Annotated in this window: 16 protein-coding genes; 10 read left to right on the forward strand and 6 right to left on the reverse strand. The window is 68.2% G+C overall.

Translation table 11 applies throughout. The features are described 5' to 3' along the window. Nucleotides 1–4: 4 nt before the first annotated feature. Complete coding sequence (locus F0U60_RS39530; protein WP_395807534.1) at nucleotides 5–1,558, forward strand: FAD-dependent oxidoreductase; 1,554 nt, start codon at nucleotides 5–7, stop codon at nucleotides 1,556–1,558. 95 nt (nucleotides 1,559–1,653) lie between these two features. Here the strand turns inward: F0U60_RS39530 and F0U60_RS39535 are convergent, their stop codons facing one another. Further along, the gene (locus tag F0U60_RS39535; RefSeq protein WP_395807536.1) at nucleotides 1,654–1,974 is read right to left on the reverse strand and encodes a DUF2795 domain-containing protein; all 321 of its coding nucleotides are present in this window, start codon (nucleotides 1,972–1,974) and stop codon (nucleotides 1,654–1,656) included. A 178-nt stretch (nucleotides 1,975–2,152) separates the two neighbouring features. On the opposite strand from F0U60_RS39535, the gene F0U60_RS39540 reads away from it, so the two are divergent. From F0U60_RS39540 to eutB, 5 genes are all read left to right on the forward strand, one after another. Beyond that, on the forward strand, nucleotides 2,153–3,751 hold the full coding sequence (locus F0U60_RS39540; protein ID WP_395807538.1) for a YiiX/YebB-like N1pC/P60 family cysteine hydrolase: 1,599 nt from the start codon (nucleotides 2,153–2,155) through the stop codon (nucleotides 3,749–3,751). Nucleotides 3,752–3,763: 12 nt separating this feature from the next. Next, entirely contained in the window at nucleotides 3,764–4,042 is a 279-nt protein-coding gene (locus tag F0U60_RS39545; protein WP_395807540.1) for a hypothetical protein, read from the forward strand. A 51-nt stretch (nucleotides 4,043–4,093) separates the two neighbouring features. After that, nucleotides 4,094–4,948 carry a SirB1 family protein gene (locus tag F0U60_RS39550; protein ID WP_395807542.1) on the forward strand — a complete coding sequence of 285 codons (855 nt, stop codon included), beginning with the start codon at nucleotides 4,094–4,096 and terminating at the stop codon, nucleotides 4,946–4,948. Between the two features lie 4 nt (nucleotides 4,949–4,952). Beyond that, complete coding sequence (locus F0U60_RS39555; RefSeq protein ID WP_395807544.1) at nucleotides 4,953–5,513, forward strand: NUDIX hydrolase; 561 nt, start codon at nucleotides 4,953–4,955, stop codon at nucleotides 5,511–5,513. Nucleotides 5,514–5,633: 120 nt separating this feature from the next. Continuing rightward, a complete protein-coding gene (eutB, locus tag F0U60_RS39560; protein WP_395807546.1) occupies nucleotides 5,634–7,961 on the forward strand; it encodes an ethanolamine ammonia-lyase subunit EutB in 2,328 nt (775 codons plus the stop codon). Between the two features lie 3 nt (nucleotides 7,962–7,964). On the opposite strand, the gene F0U60_RS39565 is transcribed toward eutB, so the two are convergent. Next, complete coding sequence (locus tag F0U60_RS39565) at nucleotides 7,965–8,951, reverse strand: alpha/beta hydrolase (RefSeq protein ID WP_395807548.1); 987 nt, start codon at nucleotides 8,949–8,951, stop codon at nucleotides 7,965–7,967. Between the two features lie 237 nt (nucleotides 8,952–9,188). On the opposite strand from F0U60_RS39565, the gene F0U60_RS39570 reads away from it, so the two are divergent. Further along, entirely contained in the window at nucleotides 9,189–9,995 is an 807-nt protein-coding gene (locus tag F0U60_RS39570) for a lysophospholipid acyltransferase family protein (protein WP_395807550.1), read from the forward strand. Continuing rightward, nucleotides 9,992–10,969 (forward strand): SDR family oxidoreductase, encoded by a 978-nt coding sequence (locus F0U60_RS39575; RefSeq protein ID WP_395807552.1) that lies wholly within the window; start codon nucleotides 9,992–9,994, stop codon nucleotides 10,967–10,969. Before F0U60_RS39570 ends, F0U60_RS39575 begins: the two co-directional genes overlap by 4 nt. A 9-nt stretch (nucleotides 10,970–10,978) precedes the next feature. On the opposite strand, the gene F0U60_RS39580 is transcribed toward F0U60_RS39575, so the two are convergent. After that, complete coding sequence (locus F0U60_RS39580) at nucleotides 10,979–11,599, reverse strand: TetR/AcrR family transcriptional regulator (protein WP_395807554.1); 621 nt, start codon at nucleotides 11,597–11,599, stop codon at nucleotides 10,979–10,981. 15 nt (nucleotides 11,600–11,614) lie between these two features. On the opposite strand from F0U60_RS39580, the gene F0U60_RS39585 reads away from it, so the two are divergent. After that, the gene (locus tag F0U60_RS39585) at nucleotides 11,615–13,177 is read left to right on the forward strand and encodes a flavin-containing monooxygenase (RefSeq protein WP_395807556.1); all 1,563 of its coding nucleotides are present in this window, start codon (nucleotides 11,615–11,617) and stop codon (nucleotides 13,175–13,177) included. Between the two features lie 25 nt (nucleotides 13,178–13,202). Here F0U60_RS39585 and F0U60_RS39590 read toward each other — a convergent pair whose 3' ends face one another. Next, complete coding sequence (locus F0U60_RS39590; protein ID WP_395807558.1) at nucleotides 13,203–14,093, reverse strand: LysR family transcriptional regulator ArgP; 891 nt, start codon at nucleotides 14,091–14,093, stop codon at nucleotides 13,203–13,205. A gap of 108 nt (nucleotides 14,094–14,201) precedes the next feature. Between F0U60_RS39590 and F0U60_RS39595 the strand changes: the two genes are divergently transcribed. Continuing rightward, a complete protein-coding gene (locus F0U60_RS39595; RefSeq protein ID WP_395807561.1) occupies nucleotides 14,202–14,810 on the forward strand; it encodes a LysE/ArgO family amino acid transporter in 609 nt (202 codons plus the stop codon). Nucleotides 14,811–14,923: 113 nt separating this feature from the next. Here the strand turns inward: F0U60_RS39595 and F0U60_RS39600 are convergent, their stop codons facing one another. Both F0U60_RS39600 and F0U60_RS39605 read right to left on the reverse strand, forming a co-directional pair. Then, nucleotides 14,924–15,508 (reverse strand): DUF2911 domain-containing protein, encoded by a 585-nt coding sequence (locus F0U60_RS39600; RefSeq protein WP_395807563.1) that lies wholly within the window; start codon nucleotides 15,506–15,508, stop codon nucleotides 14,924–14,926. 96 nt (nucleotides 15,509–15,604) lie between these two features. After that, the gene (locus F0U60_RS39605; protein WP_395807565.1) at nucleotides 15,605–16,117 is read right to left on the reverse strand and encodes a hypothetical protein; all 513 of its coding nucleotides are present in this window, start codon (nucleotides 16,115–16,117) and stop codon (nucleotides 15,605–15,607) included. Between the last annotated feature and the right edge of the window lie 185 nt (nucleotides 16,118–16,302).

Consider the following 16,302-nt stretch of genomic DNA (forward strand, 5'->3'; position numbering starts at 1 on the left):
GCACATGGAGCAGCACGTGGATGTTCCGGTTCTCATCGTGGGTGGCGGGCCCACGGGGCTCACGCTGGCGTGTGAGCTGGCCCGGCGTGGCGTGGCATGCCGGCTCGTCGAGAAGGCGCTGGAGCCCTTCTCCGGTTCCCGGGGCAAGGGTCTGCAACCGCGCAGCATGGAGGTGCTCGAGGATCTCGGGGTGCTCGACGCGGTGTTGGCCTCGGGCGCGCTGTATCCGCTGATGCGCGCCTACGCCGGGGAGAAGGTCGTCTGGGAAGGTCGCATGCATGAGCCCCGCGAGCCGATGCCGGACGTGCCCTACCCCAACGGCTGGATGATCCCTCAGTGGCGGATGGAGGAGATCTTGCGCACCCGGCTCGCCGGATATGGCGTCCGCGTGGAGCTCGCCACGGAGCTGACCGGCTTCGAACAGGACGAAGAGGGAGTGACCGCCACGCTCGTCCACGCGGGCAGGACCGAGCGGGTCCGGGCCAGCTACCTCGTCGGCGCCGACGGCGGGCACAGCTTCGTGCGCAAGCACCTCGGCGTGAGCTTCGTGGGCGAGACGTACGAGACGGATCGGATGCTGATCGGCGACGTCCAGGCCGACGGGCTGGACCGCGAGCACTGGCACGCCTGGGTGAACCCCGAGACACGCACGCCCAGGGTCATGATGTGCCCACTGCCCGGCACGAACGTCTTCCAGTTCGTGGCGCCGCTCGCCCCGGACGCCGTCCCCGAGCTGTCGTTGAGCGCCTTCCAGAAGATTTTCGACGAGGGGTCCGGCCGCTCCGACGTGCGGCTTCACGACCCGAGCTGGATGTCCGTGTACCGGGTCAACATCCGCATGGTGGACCGGTACCGGGTGGGCCGGGTGTTCCTGGCCGGCGACGCCGCGCATGTGCACTCTCCGGAGGGAGGGCAGGGCCTGAACACCGGCATCCAGGACGCCTACAACCTCGGCTGGAAGCTCGGCCAGGTGCTCGCGGGAGCCCCCCGGGCCCTGCTGGACAGCTACGAAGAGGAACGGCTGCCCATCGCCGCGGACGTGCTCGGCCTCAGCACGAAGCTGCACCAAAAGACCGTCCGGGGAGAACCGGATGCGCACCGGCGGGGTAAGGAGACACAACAACTCGGACTCCACTACCGGGACAGCCGGCTCGCCCGCGACGAGCGGGACTCGCGTGGAAGCATACGAGCCGGAGACCGGGCTCCCGACGCGCCCTGCCACGATGCGGCCGGCACACCCGTGCGACTGTTCGAGGCGTTCCGCGGCCCCCACTTCACGTTGCTGGCCTTTGGCGCGGCCCACGCGGACACGGTCGCCCACATCAACGCCCGGTATGGTCCGCTCGTGCGCGCGCACACCGTGGTCGAGCCGGGAGAACCCACCGGCGCGAACACTCTCGTTGATACCCATCGGCACGCGCGGACGGCATACGACCTCGACGGCAACGCACTCGTGCTGGTCCGCCCGGATGGCTACATCGGGCTGATCACCCACCGCCCATCCGACGGCTCCGTGCACGAGTACCTCCGGCTCGTCGCCGCTAGCCCGATCGCCTGACAGGGATTGAAACACCAGACGCCCGCGAGGACCGGCCCCCCCTGGCCGGCTCCCGCGAGCGCCTCACCTCTCACCTGTTGCTCAACGTATCGTCGCTACGGATGCCGCTGGTTGCCGTCCGGGGCGTTCTCCACCAGGTCCCGGCCGATATTGCGACGATCCCGATCCACCCCGTCATCGTCGTACCGGCGGCCACCCAGCGCGAACCGCCGCGCGGCCTCCGCCAGATCCCTCATCACCTCTTCCCGGGACTGGTACTCCTCCTGCGGCAGCGACTTGAGGACGTTGATGATGTCCATGTAGGCGCCGTTGTCCTCCGCTGCGGCGACGATCTGCTCGCGCGTCGCGGGGTAGTCTACGGAGTCCAGATGCGGCGTGATGGAGAGCGCTGGGTTCTCCGCAAATCCGAATGCCATCGTGTCCTCTGCCTTTCCGCCCGGGCTTGCCTCCCTCTCCCGGGGCTTCGGCTTCAACCTGGGGACGGAATGTCCGGCGGGCCACCTCGCAATGCCCCTTCCGTTCGCGCCCCCTGGGCAGCCAACCGGCCAGGGCCAGGGTAGATTGCTGGTTCCCAGACCCCTTCCGGGACTCCTGATGCTCTCCACCCCGCTGCTCGTCACCTGGCTCGCGTTCGCCCCCCCCACTCCCCTGCCCCAGGCACCCGACGCGGACAGCCCCGTTGTTGAGGCCACGAGCGTCTACTCGCTGGAGGATGGGGCCTTCGTGGACCAGGCCCTCCGAGACCTGGAGCTCCTCGAGCGCCACGCCCAGGGCTTGCGCGCCCTGCAGGCACAAATCACCCAGACGCGCGGCCTCTACACGCGCGAGCAGGACATCCCCTACACGCCCGAGGAGAAGCGCACCCTGCTCACCACCTGGGCAGCCTTCTCTGACTACTTCGCCTCGCTCGAGCTCATCCGCCAGCGCTACTGGGACTTCCTCAAGATGCCCAAGCGCACCCAGGACACGAAGCACGCCTGGGGCTTCCTGCTCACCCATGGCGCGCTCACCACGCAGCTGGCCCACGGGCTCACGTACGCGGAGCTCACCAACGGCCGCAAGCAGCTCGAGATCATCCTGGACGAGCCCGCCGAGGAGTACGGCCTGCCCGCGCGAACCTTCGCCCGCTTCAAGCAGAAGGCCATCCACGTCTCCACCTCCACCCAGCTCATGACGGGGGACTCCTACGCCGAGCAGCTCCGGCCCCTGCTGAAGACGACAGGCATCCTCAACGTGGGCCGCGCGGTGTGGCTCCTCCAGGAGATGCGGCAGAACTCCAAGGTGGCCCGGGGCAAGCTCCTCAAGCGAGGGCCCACCCTCTTCGCCAAGGCCGGCGCGGACGTGCTCAAGGACGCCACCAGCAGTGCCGTCTTCCCCGTGCAGCGCTCGGTGGCCGAGTGGATGGGCGACACGCGGGTGAAGCGCATCGGCCAGCCGCTCATCAAGCGCGAGCAGACGCTCGCCCTGCTCTCCCGCATGCAGCCAGGCGACATCCTCGTGGCGCGGCAGAACTGGTACCTCTCCAACATCGGCCTGCCCGGCTTCTGGCCTCATGCGGAGCTGTACGTGGGGACGCCCCAGGATTGGGTCACCTTCTTCGACGGTGACCCCGAGGTTCAGGCGTGGTTGAAGACCCAGCCCGGCTCACCGAAGACGCTCGCTGAGCACCTGGCGCGCGAGTACCCCGCCAAGTGGGCCGCCTACGGCACCCCGGACAGCCATGGTGACGCGCTGCGCATCATCGAATCCATTAGCGAGGGGGTGTCCTTCACCGGGCCCGAGCACGGTATGCGCGTGGACTACCTCGGCGTCATGCGCCCGCGCCTCAAGCCCGTGGACAAGGCCCGCGCCATCGCCCGCGCCTTCCATCTCCAGGGCCGACCCTACGACTTCAACTTCGACTTCTTCTCCGACTCCACCCTCGTGTGCACCGAGCTCGTCTATAAGTCCTATGTCCCCTCCCAGGAGACGAAGGGGGTGCGCGTGGACCTGGTGGACGTGGCCGGCCGGCGCACCCTGCCCGCCAATGAGTTCGTCCGCCTCTTCGACTCCGAGTACGACAGCCCCGAGCGTCAGCTGGATTTCGTTGCGTTCCTCGACGGACGCGAGCAGGAGCGGGATGCGGTGGAGGGAGATGTAACGGCCTTCCGGCGCACCTGGCGCCGGGTGAAGTGGGACATCGCCCAGCAGTAAGCGAGGAGACACATGACGGAAGAGAGCGGACTGGAGATGCTGGAGATTGCCGGCAAGCTCTACGAGCGGATGATTTCCCAGCAGCAGGCCAAGGTCCTCCGCCTGGCCCGCGAGGTGGTCCCCAACATCACCCCGGAGGAGCTGCGCAACCCACATGACTTCCCGAAACTCAAGGAACACCCGACCTTTGAGTTCGAGGACGGGTTGCTCTCGGGGCTTATCTCCGCACAAGTGGCGCTCAACGCGGAAATCAAGAGCCGCCTGTTGCCCCCCGAACCTCCCCAGCGCTGACTGCCTGCCTGCCTTTGCCGTCCGCCCTCCTGTGGGTTAGTCCTTTCCGCCGTGAGTATCACCTCGACCTTGAGCCCGCCGCTCGCCCGCGAACGCCTCCTGTCCGCGCTCGCGGCCGATCCCCCGCGGCTGGACCTGGCTGCTATCGCCATCGCCACCCTCAATCAGCCGGAGCTGGACGCTGCGGCGTGCCTGCACACGCTGGATGCCCTGGCCTGCCGGGTCCAACTGGAGATGGAGCGCCACGCGGGCCATGGCGAGGTGATGGCGGGCCTCACCGCGCTGCGTCACGTGCTGGCGGACATTGAGGGCTTCCGCGGGAACGAGGACGACTACCAGTCCCCGGAAAACAGCTTCTTGGACCTGGTACTGGAGCGGAAGGTGGGCCTGCCCATCTCTCTCTCGGTCGTGTACCTGGAGGTAGCGCGGCGTGCGGGCATCCCCCTCTACGGGGTGCCCTTCCCCGGGCACTTCCTGGTGGCCTGCAGCGCCGGGGACCACAAGCTGGTGGTGGACCCGTTCCACGCAGGAGAAATCCTCACGGAGGAGGGCTGCAAGGAGCTGCTGGAGCGCGTGGCGCCGCAGCTCAAGTTCACGCCCTCCATGCTGGCGCCCGCGCCGGTGGAGCTCATCACCTACCGGATGCTCTCCAACCTGCGGCGGGTGTACCTGGAGCGCGAGGAGTACGAGCGAGGGCTGGCCGTGGTGGACCTGCTGCTGATGCTGGCCCCCAACCATCCGGGCGAGCTGCGCACGCGGGCGGCGCTGCTCGCCAACCTGGGGGCTTACCGAGCGGCCCTCAAGGACGTGGAGCGTTGCATGGAGCTGTCGCCGGACGCACCGGACCGGGATCGGCTGGAACTGACAGCTCGGGAGTTGCGCGAGCGCGCCTCTCTGCTGAACTGAGCCGATGAGCCTCATCAAACCGTGGCCCCGCCTGCGCCGGGGCCTGGAGCACGACTACCGCGTTCTCAAGGTCCGCCAGGACGTGGTGGCGGACCCGCGCACCGGCCATGAGCACCCGCGCGTCCTCATCGACTGCCCGGACTGGGTGAACGTCATCGCGGTGACAAAGGACGAGCAGGTCGTCCTCATCCGCCAGTACCGCTTCGGCACCGAGGAGACGACGCTGGAGATTCCCGGCGGCATGGTGGAGCCCGGAGAGGACCCCGGGGCCGCCGCCGCGCGCGAGCTGGAGGAGGAGACAGGGTACGTGCCGGGCCGAGTGGTGAGGCTCGGGCAGGTGCACCCCAACCCCGCCATCCAGAACAACCTCTGTCACAGCTACCTGGCGCTCGACTGCGTGAAGCAGCACGAGGGCAAGCAGGATGAGGGCGAGGACATCGCCGTGGAGCTGCACCCGCGCTCGGCGGTGACGCAGCTGCTCCAAAGTGGGGCCATCTCCCACTCGCTGGTGGTGGTGGCCTTCTTCCTGGAGCGTCTGCACGCCGAGGCCCCGGGCTCCCGCTGAAATTGTTGGGTGCGCGGCCGCGTTTGACGCCAGCGTCACACAGGAGACCCTCTTCCGGGCTTCTCCCCCGTGACATGTACTCCGGGCAGCACTAGCCTCTGCCCACGAGGTGAGTTCGCCATGGCGGAAAGCCTGACGCAGCCCCGCGAGGAGCAGCACCCCGAGCAGCTCCCCGTGTCCCTTCCCTCTGACGCCGGCCACGAGGCCGCTCGTTCTCACGAGAGCGCCCCGGCCCGCGTCTCCATCCCCGACATCCTCCCGGACGAGGACGTGTTCGCCTACGTACGGCGCGTCCGCGGCGGCTTCGAGCCCCGGCTGTACCAGCAGGTGGTGGGTGCGGCCAACGAGCTCAAGGAAGGCGACGTCGCCATCGGGGTCGCCGCGGCCGACGAGGTGTCCCGCCGCAACGCCCGCGAGCTGCTCGCGCGCACGCGCCTGGGAGACCTGGACGCCTACCCGCTCATCGAGGAGCGGCTCTATTCGTACATGCAGGGGGCGATCGAGCCCTCGGCGCAGGCGCGCACCGCGAGCTGGACGCTGGGCGAGCTCAAGGCCTTCCTGCTGTCGGCGAGCGAGGAGGACATCCACGAGCTCATCGACGGGCTGAGCAGCGACGCCATTGGTTGCGTCGTGAAGCTCATGTCCAACGAGGAGCTCGCCGCGGTGGGGCGCAAGGTCTTCAATCCGCTGCCTGGCGGCAAGGTGGGCGCGAAGGGCTACCTGGGCGCGCGCATCCAGCCCAACTCGCCCACGGACCACCCGGACGACATCCGCTGGCAGGTCTTCAACGGGTGGAGCTTCGCCGTGGGTGACGTGGTGCTCGGCACCAACCCTGTGTCCTCGGCGCCCGAGTCCGTGGCCGCCGTGGAGTCCGCCCTGCACGAGATTCTCGTGACGTTCGGGCTCCAGGACGTGATGCCGCACTGCGTGCTGGCGCACGTGGACGTGCAGGCGGTGGTGGAGGCCATGCAGCCGGGCACCACGGGTGTCTGGTTCCAGAGCCTGGGCAGCACCGAGGCCGCCAACCGCACCTTCGACGTCACGCTGGAGAAGATGGAGGCCCACACCGCCGCGCGCACCGGGCGCTGGGGCATGTACTTCGAAACGGGCCAGGGCGCGGATGCCACCAACGGCCATGCCGCCGGCGTGGACATGGTGGTGCACGAGTCGCGCAAGTACGGCTTCTCGCGCGCCCTCAAGCAGCGGGTGGGCGCCGCACAGGCCCGCGCTGGCGTCGCCGAGCCCGCGCCCTGGGTCATCGTCAACGACGTGGCCGGCTTCATCGGCCCCGAGGTGTTCCGCACCCGTGAGCAGCTCGTGCGCTGCTGCCTCGAGGACATCGTCATGGGCAAGCTGCACGGCCTGACGATCGGCCTGGACGTCTGCTCCACGCTGCACATGGACGTCTCGCTGGACGACCTGGGCTGGTGCCTGGAGCAGCTCATGCCGGCCAACCCCGGCTACCTCATGGCGCTGCCCACCCGGAATGATCCGATGCTCAGCTACCTGACCACGGCCTTCCAGGACCATGTCCGGCTGCGCCAGAAGTTTGGTTACAAGGTGGATGACCGGATGTGGGCCTTCTTCCAGCGGCTGGGCGTCATCGACGCGGAAGGCAGGCCCACCGAGCACTTCGGAGACCCGGCCTGGGTGTACCTCCAGTACCGCCGCCATAAGGGCGACATGCGCCCGGACGCCGACGTGCTCGCCGAGGCCGCGCGGCAGATGGCCGAGGTCCACGCTCGCGGCGTGCCCCTCGCGGTGGGGCATGGCGCGCAGCCGTGGGACATGGAGCCCACGCTCGAGCGGGAGATCCGCCAGCTCTACAACGACGCCAAGGCCGGCCTGTGGACCGACCTCTCCCCGGAGTTCATCGCGGCCATCCCCGACGCCGTGCGCCTGCGCACCCGGGCTTCCACCCGCCGCGACTACATCCTCCGCCCGCCCGCGGGCGAGCAGCTGGAGCCCTCCTCCGAGCGCGTGCTGGAGGCGCTGCGCGCGCGCCACGCCGGCCGCTACGACGTCCAGTTCGTCATCTCGGATGGTCTGGACGCGCGCTCGCTCATGGACGAGGGCCACCTGCAGCCCTTCCTCACCACGCTGCGCGCCCGGCTGGAGGCCGCTGGCCACCGCGTGGCCCCCGAGCACCTGGTGCTGACACTCGGGCGCGTGCGGGCCGGCTACCGCGCGGGAGAAATCCTCTTCGGAGACCCGTCGCTGGAGGGGCCCCGAGCCCTCATCCATGTCGTCGGCGAGCGCCCGGGCTCCGGGCACCACAGCTTCTCCGCCTACGTCACCGCGCCCCAGGCCCGAGTCTGGGCCAGTCCGGGCGCGGTGGACCACAACATCACCCGGGTGGTGGCTGGCATCTCCGACACCAGCCTGCGTCCCGAGGCCGCTGCGATGGAGGTGGCGCGCATCCTCGGCGAGCTCACCTCCGCCTCCTGAGCCTCACCGCACCACGAGGCGCAGGAACAGATCAATCCCCGCCCAGCTTTGCAGCCGGGTGGAGTGGCCGTTGACGGCGTGTCCGATGTTGGGAAGCGTGTCCACCCACACGAAGGGGGAGCGGGGGTAGGCCTTCGCCTCGTTCCGGGCGTAGGACGCGTTCGCCACCACGTCGTTCTCCCCGAGCTGCACCAGCAGCGGCACGCGGATGTCCTGGACCGGGATGAGCTCCGGCGAGGCCAGCATGGTCAGCAGGTCCGTGAGCTGGCCACGCGTCACCGTGTCCGCCACCTGGTTGTCGTAGGTGATGACGTCCGGGTCCGCGTTCGCCACGTCATAGAAGAGCGCGGTGCGCAGCTCATCGGGCACGCGGACATACGGGCCCTGCGCCAGGAGGGCGCCAATGGTCGCCTCGTCCACCGGCACCGAGTGCAGGGTGTTCAGCCAGCCCGTCATCACCAGCGCCTGCGCATCGCCATACAGCGCCTGCGCGAAGGTGGAGATGAGCGCCCCGTTCGAGTGCCCCACATAGATGAGCTTCTCGAAGGTGTGCTTCGGCGCGGTGACCCGGAGGTACTGCGCCACCTGGTGCAGGGCGCTCGCTGACTCCGCCAGGTTGATGAAGTCCCCGTCCGGCCTGTCGCTCTCACCCGTGCCCGGCAGATCCACCGCGAGCACCGCGTAGCCCTGGCGGGCCATGTACCGCGCGTACGAGTAGTTCCGGCCGTCGATCTCCGGCAGATCCCAGTACTCGTGGTTGTAGGTGATGCCGTGCGTGAGGATCTGCACCGGGCGGTGCTTCAAGCTGCCCTGGTAATAGAGGTAGCCCACCACCGTATAGGTGTGCCCATCGGACAGGCGGACCGGGAACTCCCGCCGCTCCACCCTCACGTCTCGTGAGCCCTTGGCCACGGCCGAGCCCGGCAACGCCAGCGCCAGGCCCAGCACCAGCGCCATCCAGATGCCCACGAAACGCCTCATCCTCCTCATGACGATCCTCTCTCCTACGAACTCTTGAAAAGCTCGATTACACGAAAATTTTGGCACATCTGCTATTGCTTGTAATCGGATAATTCCAATGAAAATAACTTTTCACACAAAACATCGTGTAAGGGGAAGAGGCCCGCGGCCCGCGAGCGCGGCGCGTGGAGGGAAGGCAACGCATTTCCCCGAGAGAATGCGGAATCTGACACGATGGTCGCCCCAGGATGCGGAGGGGGAGAAGGCGTGAAGCAAGAAGAGTCGGTGAGGGAGCGGCTGGAGCGAATGGAGCTGCCGTTCAACGCGTATGGGGTAGACCCGTACGGCGTCTCCAAATCACACCTGCGCGTCTTCTTTGAGGTGATGGCCTTCTTCTACCGGAACTACTTCCGGGTGCGCTGCCACGGGATCGAGCACATCCCCGCGCGAGGAAGGGCCATGGTGGTGGGCAACCACTCGGGAGGCGTGGCGGTGGATGGGGCCATGGTCATCACCTCGGCCTTCCTGGAGATGGAGCCCCCGCGGTTGGCGCAGGGCATGGCGGAGAAGTTCATCAACGCGATGCCAGTGGCCTCCACGTGGGCCAGCCGCTGCGGCCAGTTCCCCGGCCTGCCCGAGCACGCGATACGCCTCCTGGAGGAGGACCGGCTGCTGATGATCTTCCCCGAGGGCGCGCGCGGCACCGCGAAGCTCTATCCGCAGCGCTACGATTTGGTGGAGTTCGGCACGGGCTTCATGCGCCTGGCGCTCAAGACGCGCACCCCCATCATCCCCTTCGGCTTTCTGGGAGGCGGAGCGGCCATTCCGACGATCGCCAACCTCTACGGCCTGGGCCGGGCGCTCGGAATGCCTTACGTGCCCGTCACGCCCTACGTGCTGCCGGTGCCCCTCCCCGTGCCGCTGGAAATCCACTATGGCGAGCCAATGCACTTCGAGGGCACGGGCAACGAGGAGGACTCGGTCATCCTGGGCTATGTGGAGCAGGTGAAGGAGCGCATCGCGGGCATCGTCGAGAAGCGCCGTCACGAGCGCTGGAAGGGCGTTGAGCCATGAAGATTCTCATCCTCGGTATTGGCGGAGCGGTGGCGCAGCGCGTGGCGTTGCAGCTGCGGGAGAGCGGACACACGGTGATGGGCATCGACACCCGACCGTGGGAGGACGCGCCCGCGGATGTCGAAGTGCACGAGGTGGACCTGCGCAAGCGGGCGGCGGAGGACGTGTTCCGCACGCGGCGGCCCGAGGCGGTGGTGCACATGGCCACGGTGACGTCGCTGCGTGTGCAGGGCGAGGAGCGCCACCGCATCAACCTGGGCGGCACGCGCGTGGTCTTCGAGCACTGCCGCACCTACGGGGTGAAGCACGCCGTCTTCGTGGGCCGGCACACCTTCTACGGAGCGGCACCGGACTCGGCGCTCTACCACACCGAGGACGAGCCGCCGAAGGAGCTGGCCTCCTTCCCGGAGCTGGGAGACCTGGTGGCCGCGGACCTGTACGCCTCCACGGCGCTGTGGCGCTACCCGGAGCTGACCACGTCGGTGCTGCGCGTGTGCTACACGCTGGGACCCTCGGCGCAGGGCACGCTCGCCACCTTCCTGAGGGGCCGGCGGGTGCCCATGGTGGCGGGGTATGATCCGCTCTTCCAGTTCATGCATGAGGACGACGTGGCGGCGGCCATCGCCCTCACGGTGGAGAAGCGCGTGCGCGGCGTCTTCAACGTGGCGGGGCCGCAGCCGCTGCCGCTGTCCGTCATCATCCAACACGCCCAGCGCCAGCCGGTGCCGCTGCCCATGATGGTGCTGCGCCAGCTCATCGGCCGCTTCGGACTGCCACGACTACCCCCCGGAGCGCTCTACCACCTGCAGTACCCCATCGTGGTGGACGCACGCGCCTTCCAGCAGGCCACCGGCTTCACCTTCCGCTATGACGAGGTGCAGACCATCCAGTCCTTCCTGGAGGCCCACCCTCCCCCGCGCCCGCGACGGGAGGAGCTCTTCGACAAGCTGGAGGCACTCGGGGTGCTGAAGTAACCCGCCGGCTCAATCCCCGCGGAGAACGAGGCAGAGGCGCATGGCGGCGTCGACGACCTCGTGAATCGGTCGCGAGTAGCCGCTCGCGATCCAACTCAAGGCGATGTGGATGACGCCACCCACCACGCCCGCCCGCAGCAGCGGCTCGCCCGCCGCGCTGCTTTTCCCGTGAGGGTCGAGCGTCCGCGCGAGCAGCTCGCCAAAGCCACGAAGGAACGCCTCGAAGACCTGATCCACGGCGGGGCTCACGCCCGAGATCTCAACGAGGAACACTCTCGCCGACAGGGGATGGTTCTTGAGCGCCTCGTAATAGGCGCTGAGCATCGCGCGAGCCCGCTCGACGGGGCGGCCCGAAGCCCCGGCCCCTGCCTTCTCCAGCTCGCCCAGGACGAAGTCCGTCACGGCCTGGAAGGAAGCGACGAGCAGCTCCTCGCTGTTGGAGAACGACTCGTAGAAGTAGCGCTCGGTGAGCCCGGCCGCCTCGCAGACGGCCTTCACCGTCGCGTTGCGATAGCCCTGCTCCCCATAAACCTGGATGGCCGCCTCGAGGAACTGCTCGCGCCGCTGGGCTCTCCGCTCTTCGGCTGAGGAGCCGCGATAGCGCCGGTTAGTCACGGGAGAGGGAGACATAGGACTCCTGTTGACATGATGCGTTGTCAGATCCACTTTGACAATGTGGAGACTGATACAACTACAGCGCACTACGACGTGCTCATCGTCGGGGCGGGACTGTCCGGCATCGGCGCGGCCTATCACCTGCAAGCCCGCTGCCCGACCAGGACCTACGTGATCCTCGAGGGTCGCGACGCGATCGGCGGCACCTGGGATCTGTTCCGCTATCCGGGCATCCGCTCGGACTCGGACATGCACACGCTGGGCTACTCGTTCCGACCGTGGACCGAGGCGAAAGCAATCGCCGACGGGCCGTCGATCCTCCGTTACGTGCGTGACACGGCGCGCGAGTATGGGATCGACCAGCACATCCGCTTCGGCCACCACGTGAAGCGGGCCTCCTGGTCATCCGCGGAGGCGCGCTGGACGATCGAGGCCGTGCGCGGACCCAACAAGGAGCCCGTGCGCATCACCTGCAACTTCCTGCTCATGTGCTGCGGGTACTACAACTACGCCGAAGGTTACCGGCCCGAGTTCCCCGGTGAGGCGCGCTTCCAGGGCACCTTCGTCCATCCGCAGTTCTGGCCAGAGAAGCTGGACTACGAGAACAAGCGCGTCGTCGTGATCGGCAGCGGCGCGACAGCCGTCACCCTCGTGCCGGAGATGGCCAAGAAGGCCGCGCACGTCACCATGCTGCAGCGCTCGCCGACGTATGTCGTCTCGCGTCCAGCCGAGGACCGCATCGCCAATGGGTTGCGCCGCATCCTCCCGGAGAAGCTCGCCTATGGGCTCACGCGGTGGAAGAACGTGCTGCTCAGCATCCTCATCTACAAGCTGTCGAGGAAGATGCCCGAGCGGGTGAAGAAGCTCCTCATCGGCCAGGTGCGCGAACATCTCGGCCACGACTACGACGTCGAGACCCACTTCACGCCACGCTACAACCCGTGGGATCAGCGTGTCTGCCTCGTCCCGGACGCCGACATGTTCGATGCCATCAAGCAGGGCCGCGCCTCGGTCGTCACCGATCAGCTCGAAACATTCACGGAGAAGGGGCTCGCGCTCCGCTCCGGCCAGCAGCTCGAGGCGGACATCGTCGTGACCGCCACGGGTCTCAAGCTGCAGCTCCTGAGCGACGTCGAGTTCAGCATCGACGGCGAGCGGCGCGACCTGTCGAAGACGCTCAGCTACAAGGCCATGATGTTCAGTGACGTGCCGAACCTCGCCTACACGTTCGGCTACACCAACGCGTCGTGGACGCTGAAAGCGGACCTCACCAGCGAGTACGTCTGCCGGCTGCTCAACCACATGGAGCGGTACGGAGCCACGACCTGCACGCCGCGCAGAGATCCCACGGTGGAGGAGCGGCCGTTCCTCGACTTCTCGTCGGGCTACGTCCAGCGGGCGCTCGAGCTGTTGCCGAAGCAGGGCTCGAAGAGGCCGTGGCGGCTCTATCAGAACTACCTGCTCGATTTGTTCACGCTGCGCTTCGGCAAGGTCGATGACGGCACGATGGAGTTCTCGCGCGCCCCCAAGCTCCTGACGGCGGGGGCCGAAGAACCCCAGCCCGAGGCGATGAGGACGCGAGAGGCCGTCTGACGCATGACGCGCTGGTGGGCGAGTATTAGCGCAGGGTGGCGCGGGCGGCCGCCTGGAGCGTTCGCGTCAGATCCTCCACAAGCGGGGACGCCAATCGCCACTGCTGCCAGTACAGCACCACATCCAGGTGTCGGCCGGCAGCGAGCTCGACGAGCTTCCCGGCGCGCAGCTCCTCGCGGATGAGGGGCTCGGGGTTCATCCCCCAACCCATCCCCTCGCGGCAGGCCTCCAGGAAGCCGTGCGGGCTGGGCACCCAGTGGGTCGGCGGCTCGAGTTGGGCGCGCGTCAGCCGTCGCAGGAACGTGCGCTGGAGCGCGTCCTTGGTGTCGAAGCGCAGGCACGGTGCGCCGGCGAGGGCCGCGGGCGTCACGCCCGAGGCGAAGTGGCGCCGGTGGAAGTCGGGAGAGCACGTCGCCAGGTAGCGGAGCGCCCCCAGGCGCGTGGAGCGGCAGCCCTGGACGGGCTCGCCCTGCGAGGTCACGGCGCCGAGCACTGAGCCCGACCGAAGCATCTCGGCGGTGTTGGTCTCGTCGTCCACGGCCAGGTCGAACAGCAAGGCGTGGCGCGAGGCGAAGGCCGCCAAGGCGCGCACGAGCCAGGTCGCGACGCTGTCGGCGTTTGCCGCCAGGCGCAACGTGGGCAGGGGGCCCGAGGCCGTCCCCACCTCGGGAAGGCGGGCGCGCAGCTCGTGCTCGAGCAGCGCGACCTGCTCGGCGTGCCGGCAGAGCACCGCGCCCGTCGCCGTGGGGCGGCAGGGCTGCGCCCGTACAACCAGCACCTGGCCCAGGCGCTCCTCCAAGAGCTTGACGCGCTGGGAGACAGCCGACGGCGTGACGTGGAGCACCCGGGCGGCACGCTCGAAGGACCCTTCGCGCACGACAGCCGCCAGCGCCTCCAGCAGAGGGTAGTCGAGCATGGTTTAGCGCTCCTTCATCAGGTTCAGGATGTTTAGCTTCACTACATACCTGTACCTGGGCACCTTGCCGAGTGGGGGCGCGAAGAGCGCACCACACGGAGGGTTGTCATGGAGCTGTCGCCGTTCATCCGAGGGGCCGGGCTGGGCGCCTCGCTCATCGTGGCCATCGGAGCCCAGAACGCCTTTGTCCTGCGGCAGGGCCTGCTGCGCGCGCACGTCCCGCTGGTGGTGGGCGTCTGCGTGGCCGGGGACGTGCTCCTCATCGCCGCAGGCGTCGCGGGCATGGGGCGGCTCGTCGAGAGCCTCCCGTGGCTCGTCGTGGTGACCACGTGGTGCGGCGCCGCCTACGTGGCCTGGTTCGGCCTGACGTCGCTCGCCCGCGCACTCCGCCCCGCCCACACAGGGCTGGAGGCCGCCGGCGGGCGGGAGGCGGGCGCGGGGCCCACGCTGCGCACGGCCCTGGCGCTCACGTTCCTCAACCCCCACGTCTACCTGGACACCGTCGTGCTCCTGGGTTCCGTCGCGGCGCGGGAAGGGGAGCGCGACGCGCCGCTCTTCGGCGTCGGGGCCGCGGCCGCCAGCTGCGCGTGGTTCAGCAGCCTGGGCTTTGGCGCGCGGTACCTCGCGCCCCTCTTCGCCCGGCCCCTCGCCTGGAGGCTTCTGGATGGAGCCATCGGGCTGGTCATGCTGGCATTGGCCGGCTCGCTCCTGGCCTGACGAGGCGGGCCCGGGCGCCGCCCCTCACCACACCAAGGCGGGCGCCCCGGCAGACCTCCGTGTCGCCCGCCTTGTGCTCGGCCAGGCAGCTGGCCCCACTTCCCTGAAGGGGCTTAGCCCTTCTTGGCCGGGCTCACGGGAACGGTGACCTGCGTGTTCTCCCACGTGAGGTTCAGCGCGGTGCCCTTCTCATCGAAGGCAATCGTGAAGGCCTCGTAGGTGTCGGCGGTCTTCTTCGCCGGCACGTCCACGCGCAGGACGTCGTTGTCCTTGTTGTACTTGTAGGCGCCCCACTGACCGACATCCTTGTTGACGATGAGGGTCCACTTGTCAGCCTGGGGGATGGCGAAGAGCGCGTAGGTGCCGGCCGGGAGCCGCTTGCCCGCGAGCTCGATGTCGCCGGTCGTGGTGAGCTCCGTGGCGGCATTCGCGCCCAGCCGCCACACCTCGCCATAGGGCACCAGCTTGCCGAAGATGACGCGCTTCTGGCCCGTCTTGGGGTCCTGGATGCGGGGCGAGTTGTACGTCACCTTCACGTACGTGGTGTCGTTCAGCTTCTTCGCCGTCATTTCGAACGGGCTGACGGGCGCCTTGGCGGGCGGAATGCTCTTCTGCGCCAGGGCGGGCGTAGCCGCGAAGAAGAGGAGCGCGGCCAGGGCGGAGAGGCTCAGGTGCGACGCAAATCGATGGTTCATCATGGCTTGAAACCCTCGGTTGTGGAGAGACAAAGGAAGCAGCGCCGGACCGTATCATCCGGGCCGGCGGGGATGGACCCGCTTCTTCCAACCTTCTCCCTACCGGACGAACACGGGCGCGGTCAGCTCCAAGGAGTACGGCACGGCCGCCGCGCCCTCGGCACGAACGCGGACGAGGAAAGAGCCTCCGTACTCGGCGCGAAGCAGGCGCACCTCACCCGGTTGACGCTGGACGGTGTCACCGGGGGCGCTCAGCGGAAGCGGGCTGCCCTTGTTGTCGAGGAGCTCCACCTCCAACGCGCCGAGCGAAGCATCCCACCGCACGACCGCACCGGACGGGTTGCAGCAGTCCACATGGGCGTGAATCCAGTCCGCATCCCCGGGGCACGCCACGCCCTCGAGCCTCAACGGCCCCTGGTTGAAGATATGGTGGACGGGGCTGGCAGCCAGCCCTTGTTCCAGCGTGTCGTCGTCCTCTCGTGTGTCATCCGTGCAGGCTGAGCCAGCAGGTGGCTCATTCTCACTCCGGGGTTCACTCCCCATTCCAGTGGCACGACAGGCCCCCACCCCACCCACCGAGACCAGCATCAGCGCGAGCCCAATGAACCTCATAAGGTACACCTCCGTCATCAACCAGGGAGTCTGGTGCGGGTGCACATTACGGGGAAGAGCAGCCGAGGTCCCGGATCTCGAGCTTCTTCGTGTTCGGCTCCATGCGATTCCAACGGCCATGCTGCCTGGGCTCACAATCCTTCAGCGAATGCATATGCAATGTGGTGGTGTGGCGCTGGCCCGAC

This window comes from Archangium minus, from assembly GCF_044360475.1.
GTDB lineage: Bacteria > Myxococcota > Myxococcia > Myxococcales > Myxococcaceae > Archangium > Archangium minus.